Here is an 8,112-nt window from a genome sequence, read left to right on the forward strand (position 1 = left end):
TTGGCTCATTGCAAACAATACCAACATCGTCGTCCCTGCGAAAGCAGGGACCCATAACCACAGGCTTGTGTTGTTGCGCGAAAGCCGTCGAACAGCGCTTTTTTACAACAGGGGACACGGCGTATGGGTCCCTGCTTTCGCAGGGACGACGACGATCGCGGCTCCGACGTTGCCTAGTTCTTCACGACCACGGTGGTGCCGACGGAAACGCGGTCGTAGAGATCCTGCACGTCGTCATTGGTCATGCGGAAGCAGCCGGAGGATACCGCCTGGCCGATCGTCTCCGGCTCGTTGGAACCGTGGATTCGATACAGCGTCGAGCCCAGATACATGGCGCGCGCGCCGAGCGGATTGTCGATGCCGCCGGCCATGTGGCGCGGCAGATCGGGCCGTCGCGCCAGCATCTGCGAGGGTGGCGTCCAAGCCGGCCATTCCTTCTTGGCGGAGATGCGATGCACCCCGCCCCAGCGGAAGCCGTCGCGGCCGACGCCGATGCCGTAGCGCAGCGCCTGACCGTTGGGGAGCACGAGGTAAAGCCGCCGCTCGGCGGTGTTCACGACGATGGTGCCGGGCGCATATTCGCTGCCGAAATTCACCGTGGTGCGCGGGATCGGGCTGGAGCCGCCCATGCTGAAATTAGGCCCGCCGCCCATGAAATCGCGGGTGTCGAAACTCTCGGCCCGCGCCTGGCTGGCGCCGGCCATGAGTGTCACCGCCGCAAACAGCAAAGCAAAAGCCCGGATCATCTTCATTCCCCGCCATAAATCGATTGACCGCGGAAGCAGGCCATATCCACGGCGATTCCGCAAGCAACGAGCCCGTGAGCCGTCGATCTGCAAAGGGGGTGGTTAAAATGGCGCCAACGCCGCGGCGATACCGGCAATGCCCGGGAACCCTTTGACGAAACGCGCAAGGAATGATTGATCTTTCCGACATTCAAAAAAGCCTCGCGAACGGGAGTGGAATGATGAACGGTGCGGAAAGTCTGGTGCGGACCCTGGTGGCTGGCGGCGTTGATGTCTGCTTTGCCAACCCCGGCACCTCCGAGATGCATTTTGTCGCGGCGCTGGATCGGGTCGAGGGCATGCGCTGCGTGCTCGGCCTGTTCGAGGGCGTGGTGACCGGTGCCGCCGACGGCTATTTCCGCATGAAGGGTTCGCCGGCTTCGACGCTGCTGCATCTTGGTCCCGGCCTCGCCAATGGATTGGCCAACCTGCACAACGCCAAGAAGGCGAATTCCGGCATCGTGAACATCGTCGGCCAGCATGCGGTCTATCACATCGGCTTCAACGCGCCGCTGACTTCCGACATCGAGGGCCTGGCGCGGCCGATGTCGGCCTGGGTGCGGACCTCGCCGGACGCCAAATCGGTCGCCAGGGACGGCGCCGCCGCCATCGCCGCCGCCAAGAGTTCCCCGCCGCAGATCGCCACTCTCATTTTGCCCGCCGACACCGCCTGGAACGAAGCCGACGGCATCGCGCAGGTGCCGGCGGAATCCCAGCGCTCCAGCTATTCGTCGCAGGCCGTGGACAACGCCGCAAAGGTGCTGCGCGGCGGCGCCCAGACGCTGCTTTTGCTCACCGGGAACGCGCTGACCGAGCAGGGACTGGCGCTGGCGGCGCAGATATCAGGCAAGACCGGCTGCAAGGTGATGGGCCAGACCTATAATCCGCGCATGGCGCGCGGGAAGGGACGCTTCTCGATCGACCGGATTCCCTACGTGATCGAGCAGGCGCTGCCGATCCTGAAGGATTTCAAGCATATCGTGCTGGTCGAGGCCAACGATCCCGTGGCGTTCTTCGCCTATCCGAACAAGCCGAGCCTGTTGAAGCCGGAGGGCTGCGAGGTCCACCGCATGACCTCGGGCGGCGAGAACTCCGTCGCAGCGCTGGAGGCGCTGGCCTCCGCGCTCGGCGCCAAGCCGTCCGACGCCAAGCCGCAAGCCCTGGTCGAACTGGCGAAACCCACGGGCGCGCTCACCCACGCCTCGATCGCGCAGGCGATCGCGATGGCGATTCCGGAAAACGCCATCGTGGTCGACGAATCCATCACCACCGGGCGCGGCTTCTTTCCGCCGACGGCCGCGGCCGCCCCGCACGACTGGCTGCAGAACATGGGCGGCTCGATCGGGTTTTCCACTCCCGTGGCGACCGGCGCCGCGGTGGCCTGCCCGGACCGCAAGGTGATCTGCATGGTCGGCGACGGCAGCGCGATGTACACGCTGCAATCGTTGTGGACCCAGGCGCGCGAAGGCCTCAACGTCACCACCATCGTGTTCGCCAATCGCATCTATCAGATTCTGCGCGGCGAATTCGACGGCGTCGGCGCCGGTGAGCCCGGCCAGCGCGCCCTGGACATGCTGAAGATCGACCGCCCGACACTCGACTTCGTTGCGCTCGCCAAGGGCATGGGCGTTCAGGGGCGCGCGGTCACCACGGCGGACGAACTCGTCGCGGCGCTGGCCGAAGCGATGCCGGAGAAGGGGCCGCGGCTGATCGAAGTGCGGATGTGAGGATCAGTGGCGGGCGCGACGAAGAACGAATCATTTTTAGACTAAAAAGATTCCGAAACAGTTCGATGCGTTTCCGATTAGGCCCTAGGATGTCTCGTCGGAGGCCAGATGCAAACGGAACTCAACAAGGTCGTCACCGCGCTGCGGGAATTCTACGCGCACGAGACCTGGCTGCTGGAGCATGATCTCGGCGAGCGCACGCTGACGCATCGGCTGGCGGTGCATCTGGAAAAGCATTTTCCGGGCTGGCAGGTCGATTGCGATTACGACCGGCTCGGCGAGCGCACCTTGCGGCTGCCGCACGGCTCTATCGTCTCGACCGACGACCATCTGGCGAAATCGATCTATCCCGACATCGTCGTGCACCAGCGCGAGATTCCCAACAATTTGCTCGCCATCGAAGTGCGGAAAGCCAGTAATCACCAGCCGGCGGAGCACGATCGGCACAAGCTGCGCGCGCTGACCGACCCGCATCTGTGGTTCGCCTACTGGATCGGGGTCTACCTCGTGCTGGGCAAGAAGAGCGTCGTCTCGGACGTCTATGTCGGCGGCGTGATCGACGGACCGTTGTCGGCCTGGCTGGCGGGGCGGCTCAGGGATGTGCGGTTGGGGTTAAGCTGACCGGGCAAAGTCGTCGGCCGAAGCGCCCTCACGCCAATTCCGCTTCCGGAATCTCGCGCGCCAACCGTTCACGTAGCGGCGCGAGCCGCTCGGCGTGGTGCCGCCATTTGCCCACCGAAGACGAATAGATCGGGCGGCGCACCTGAACAGCGCTTGCGGTCGCGGACGGCGCCGGGCTTTCGTGAAACCGCAGGACCTCGTCGTCCCAGGGAAGTCCGACAAAACCGACGAGCCGCCGGCTCGCCGCCGCCTGATCCCTGATGATGTCCTCGTAGTTGATTTCCAGCAACACGTCCGGCGGCAGCGTCGCCCGCCAATGCTGCGTAAGCCGGCGATAGGCCAGATAATATTCCGCCAGTTCGGTCTGGTGGTACGAGAACGTGAACTTGCCTTGAAAATGGGCCTTGTAGATGGCCCAGCACGCATCCAGCGGATGACGCTGGACCAGTATGATCCTGGCGGCCGGCAGCGCCGCGTGAATGAGGCCGCAGTAGAGGTAATTCTGCAGGGTCTTGTCGACGAAGCGCACATTTTGCAGATCGCGGAACGCGGTCGCCGCATCGATATAGCGTCTGCCGATCGCGGCCGGATCGGCTCTGGTCGCCGTATCCTTCATGGCGCGGCTCATCTCGATCGCAAACGCGCCGGTTTCTCCCACCGAGCTCATCGCGGCGTGGCTGGCGATGATGCGCTCGACCAGCGTCGTGCCGGTGCGCGGCAGCCCCGCGACGAACACCGGCGCGGCGGCGGAATAACCGGGCGGGGCTGCGTCGATCCAGCTTCTGGTATGGGTGTGGATGATGCGGTCGATCTCGGCGATCCCGGCGGCATGATCGTGCGGGGTCGAACGGTGCTGCAGATCGCAGCCGGCTTCGACGTGATCGAAGGCGCGCGCGTGCCAATCCAGGTCCTCGCATTCCTTGCCGAGCGCGAAGCGCAGCATGGCTTCGCTGGGTTGCGCCAGCCGGCCATCGCGGATCAGCGCTTCCATTTCCGCGATATGGTTGCGATCGGCGGTCTGGATGCGCAGGTCCGAGCGCAAATAGTGGGCAAGACCGTAGTGGCGGTCGAGTGCGATGGCGGCGTCGCAATGCGCTTCGGCCTCCTTCAGCGCCCCGGTCATCCGCTCGGTCGCGGCGAGATTGAACAAATATTGCGGCATATCGGGACGGGCGGCGACCGCCCGCAGGAAGAATTCCTTGGCTCTTTGATGCAAGCCCAGCAGGCCGAAGATCGCACCCAGTGCGTCCTGCGCTTCCGGCGCATTGCCGACAATCTTCGCGGCGGCTTCGGCGGCCTCGAAGGCGCGGCGTGCCTCACCGGAAACAAACAGGCATTTTGCGCGCAGAATGAGCGGAATCGGATCCTTCGGCATCAGGGCGACCGCGCGATCGGCGCAGACGATGGCCGCGTCGGGACGGCCTCGCTGCAGCGCGGTTTCCGTCAGAAGCGCCCAGGCGGCTCCATCCTCCGGCGCGCGCGCCACCAGCTCCGAGCAAATCCGCTCCGCCGTCGACACATCTCCATTGGCGAAGGCGCGCCGCGCCTCGTTCACGGAAGCCGAACGAACTCCGTTCTGGGCAGGGCTAGGCAAGCGGTCACTCCTTGACAAGGCGAGAAGGCCGGACGGGCGTCCGACCTTCTCGGCTTCTTTGAAATCACGTCACCAACGATCCGGCGTCGCCGGGATCGTCAGTTGTGATCGTGATCGTGATCGTGGTCGCGATCCGCGAACGAGAAGTTGCCCCAGAGATCGCCGATCGCCGGCCGGTTCTGCGGCACATAGGGATTGTCGTCCGAGGTCTTCGGGTTCGGCAGATTGTCGCGGCTGCGGGTCGAGAGCTTGGGAAGCTGCCAGTTGCGCTCGATGAATTTCACGATCGAGGCGTGATCGCCATATTCATGCGAGACGTGGCCGCCTTGCGAATATTTCGACACGACGATCATCGGAATGCGCGTTCCGTCGCCGAAATAATCGACCGGCTGGATATAACCGGAGTCGTAATAGCCACCGCCTTCGTCAACCGTGACCAGAATCGCGGTGGATTCCCAGAGTTCCTCGTTCGACTTCACCTGGTCGATGATCCGCCGGCTGAAGGATTCGAACAGGTCGAGCCTGGACGAGGAGGGATGGCCGTCGTTGAAGGTGCTCGGCTTCACGAACGACACCGCCGGCAGGTTGCCCTTGGCGATGGCATCATACAGATCGAGCGTGTCCTTCAGGTGCGTATTGCGCGCCGAAGCGTTGGTCATGACGGAGGCGGAATAGAGGAACGGATTGCAGATGTTGCAATACAGATAGGCGATCGGATCGAGCGAGCCGAAGTTGGTGCCCTCGCCGGGAGCGGTCTTGAAGTCGTTCCAGCGTTCGCCGAAATAGGCCCACGACACGTTGGCCTGGCTGAGCTGATCGCCGATGTGCCGCTGCTTGATGACCGGCGGCAGGGTGAACGGGCCGTTGTTGATCGGATCGGTGGCGCCGCTGCCGATGAAGGCGGGGACGTAGTTGTTGAGCAGGTAATATGCGTGCGGCGCGCAGTTCGGCGGCACGTGGATCGCGGTCAGATAGTTGACGATCGAGGCAACGCCCGGCTGGGTATAGTCGGAGCAGTTGGTATAGCTGCCGCCGCCATATCCGTCATTGGTGTACCAGTTGTTGGTGCCCGGCGCCGGATTGGGGTTCTCGACCTCGTCGACGTAAACGGGCGGGTTCGAACCGGGAACCAGCACATGGTTGGGGGTCGCGGGATCGCCATTGCCGTCGGCGTAGTACAGCACGTCGGCATAGCCGAACATCATCTGGTTGGCGAAGGTTCCGCCCATCACCGGCTGATGGTAGTTGTCGTTGAGCGTGTATTGGCGGGCGAGCTGCGTCAGGTAGGGCGCGTCGCCCTTGGCGACGTTGTAGAAGCCCATCGCGATATCGCCTTCCTTCAGCGGTTTCGGCGTCGGATTGCCGTTGCTGCCGGAGGAGACTGTCTGCTCGACCCAGGGGAAGAGATCGGCCTGACATCCGCTCGGATTGTGCCGCGAGGCCTTGGCGGCGTCGCAGTCGAGCTGCTGCCACATCTGGTAGAAGCGATGCACCGGGCTGCCGCCGTAAGTGGCATAAAGGCTGGAGGTGGCCTCGCCCGGCTGCGGCTGCACCAGCGGATAGGGGCCGTTGGGCAGGTTGCTGGAGTTCAGGATACGGGTGTCGGGCGAATTCCCCGCAATCCCCGTCGCGCCGGTGGTCAGCAGCGGCAGGTCCTGCGGCCGCAGGCCATAATCACCGCGGCCGGCTTCCGACAGCGTGGAAAGGCAGCCCGGACCATTGAGCGCGGCCGCTTCGACGGTCGTATAGCATGACTGTGGTGCGTAGGAGGTTCCGGGAGCCTGCAGCCTGTTGGTCGAGTTGTTATAGGGCGTCTTCTGACCGGGATTGATCGCATAGAGGTTGTTGTCCACCGCCGAGAACTGCGCCGCCTTGGCGTAGTTCGGGCCGGGCGATCCGTCCTTGTTGATAATTCCCTTGGACAGGAGATTGTCGACGCTCTCGCCGCGGCGCGGCTCGTAAGTCGCGAACACATGGTCGAAGGTGCGGTTTTCGCCCATGATAACGATGACGTGCTTGATGGGGCTCGTGGTTCTGCGGTCGTTGCTATGGGTTCCGCCCATCGGGCCGTTTTCGACCGCGTAGGTATTGGATCCCATCAGTGACAAGATCGCCGCGGTGATGACCGTGCGATCGCGTAGACGTTTCGTCTGTTGCTTGAGCATGACGCCCCCTGTTCAAAAAAATTGAAGTAATACGGTGAAGTTGTTCGGCGAGCAGCGAACGAACGGAAGCTAAGTGCCCCACGTGTCGTGTGTGCTTCGAGCGCATGTCAGTTCGATTACAGAATGATGAAAGTCGCCTGAGCGGAGCCGGGGCTGGCCTAGGCTCGCGCGCGGCACCGCAGGAGGCCTGAGATATCTTCAAAGGTTTCCGCCGGCCACCAGGGCCGATCAGGACCGTCATCGAAACAGCGCGCACCTCTTACGAGATCGCCGCTGTTGGATATTCCTGCAGGTCCGGCATGGGCGGCCCGACCGGAACACCGGTGTGTCCGGCGTGCCACATTCGCCATCTCAAGTGCGATCCGGATGGAAAAACCGCCCGACTTCATCCGGTTGGATGATGTAGCGGCGTGCGTGAGTCGTGCATGTCTGCACCCGAACGGATCTGAGCCGGTTCACTGAGACTGGCGCATTGGCATCGGGTGAAATGACATGAAACGAATTGTTCTCGCGGCAGCTCTCGTTGTGCTGGGTTCTGCATCCGCACTCGCGACCGATCTTCCGCTGCGCGGTATTGTCGCCAAGGCGCCCCCGATGGCGGCGCCTGTCGCTAGCTGGGCTGGTTTCTATCTCGGCGGCAATATTGGGTATGGGCGGAGCGACGGGAATGTGGATGTCACCGCTGCGGTCCCGTTTCTGTTGCCGGAGGATGGCAACGGAACCTTGGATCCCGGATCCAAAGGCGTCATCGGCGGCGCCCAGATCGGCTACAATTGGCAGATGGGACCGCTGGTCACGGGTCTCGAGGCGGATTTCCAGGGCTCCGGCATCAAGGGCTCGGCCAGTGAGTCAAAGCTGCATCCCCGTCCGGACAGCACGGCGATTGACGGCGGTTTCCGGTCGACCGAGGAAAGGCTCCAATGGTTCGGTACCGTGCGCGGCCGTCTCGGCTTGACCATCACGCCGGACCTGCTGCTGTACGGCACCGGCGGTCTTGCTTACGGTCAGGTGAGTAACTCCGCGAACACGCGCGTATTCGATAATGATGGCTTCACCAACTTTCCCGTCGACTTTCCCGCCAGTGTTAACAAAGTCAGAGCAGGTTGGGCGGCGGGCGGCGGCGCCGAATGGATGTTCGCGAGCAAATGGTCCGCCAGGATCGAATATCTCCATGTCGATCTCGGAAACGTCTCCGCGATTGGCAATCAGACCGCTACCAC

At 63.3% G+C, this 8,112-nt stretch carries 6 protein-coding genes; 3 read left to right on the plus strand and 3 right to left on the minus strand.

What is annotated here, in order from left to right; all coding sequences use genetic code 11:
- Positions 1-173: 173 nt before the first annotated feature.
- Positions 174-746, minus strand: a complete 573-nt coding sequence (locus QZ213_RS20715) for a L,D-transpeptidase (protein ID WP_291687962.1) — start codon at positions 744-746, stop codon at positions 174-176.
- A 221-nt stretch (positions 747-967) separates the two neighbouring features.
- Between QZ213_RS20715 and QZ213_RS20720 the strand changes: the two genes are divergently transcribed.
- Both QZ213_RS20720 and QZ213_RS20725 read left to right on the plus strand, forming a co-directional pair.
- Complete coding sequence (locus QZ213_RS20720; RefSeq protein WP_291687963.1) at positions 968-2,512, plus strand: acetolactate synthase large subunit; 1,545 nt, start codon at positions 968-970, stop codon at positions 2,510-2,512.
- A 108-nt stretch (positions 2,513-2,620) separates the two neighbouring features.
- On the plus strand, positions 2,621-3,133 hold the full coding sequence (locus tag QZ213_RS20725; protein ID WP_291687964.1) for a hypothetical protein: 513 nt from the start codon (positions 2,621-2,623) through the stop codon (positions 3,131-3,133).
- A gap of 28 nt (positions 3,134-3,161) precedes the next feature.
- On the opposite strand, the gene QZ213_RS20730 is transcribed toward QZ213_RS20725, so the two are convergent.
- Positions 3,162-4,727 carry a tetratricopeptide repeat-containing sulfotransferase family protein gene (locus QZ213_RS20730; protein WP_291687965.1) on the minus strand — a complete coding sequence of 522 codons (1,566 nt, stop codon included), beginning with the start codon at positions 4,725-4,727 and terminating at the stop codon, positions 3,162-3,164.
- A gap of 98 nt (positions 4,728-4,825) precedes the next feature.
- The gene (locus tag QZ213_RS20735) at positions 4,826-6,892 is read right to left on the minus strand and encodes an alkaline phosphatase family protein (RefSeq protein ID WP_291687966.1); all 2,067 of its coding nucleotides are present in this window, start codon (positions 6,890-6,892) and stop codon (positions 4,826-4,828) included.
- 594 nt (positions 6,893-7,486) lie between these two features.
- Here QZ213_RS20735 and QZ213_RS20740 point away from each other — a divergent pair.
- On the plus strand, positions 7,487-8,112 hold a 626-nt coding region (locus tag QZ213_RS20740), incomplete at its 3' end, for an outer membrane beta-barrel protein (RefSeq protein ID WP_365885083.1).

This window comes from Bradyrhizobium sp., from assembly GCF_017881085.1.
Classification (GTDB): domain Bacteria; phylum Pseudomonadota; class Alphaproteobacteria; order Rhizobiales; family Xanthobacteraceae; genus Bradyrhizobium.

Bases quoted from the DNA above. Each gene is read 5' to 3' on its own strand.
- QZ213_RS20735 (WP_291687966.1), bottom strand. From the start codon at position 6,892: ATGCTCAAGCAACAGACGAAACGTCTACGCGATCGCACGGTCATCACC.
- QZ213_RS20725 (WP_291687964.1), top strand. From the start codon at position 2,621: ATGCAAACGGAACTCAACAAGGTCGTCACCGCGCTGCGGGAATTCTAC.
- QZ213_RS20715 (WP_291687962.1), bottom strand. From the start codon at position 746: ATGATCCGGGCTTTTGCTTTGCTGTTTGCGGCGGTGACACTCATGGCC.
- QZ213_RS20720 (WP_291687963.1), top strand. From the start codon at position 968: ATGAACGGTGCGGAAAGTCTGGTGCGGACCCTGGTGGCTGGCGGCGTT.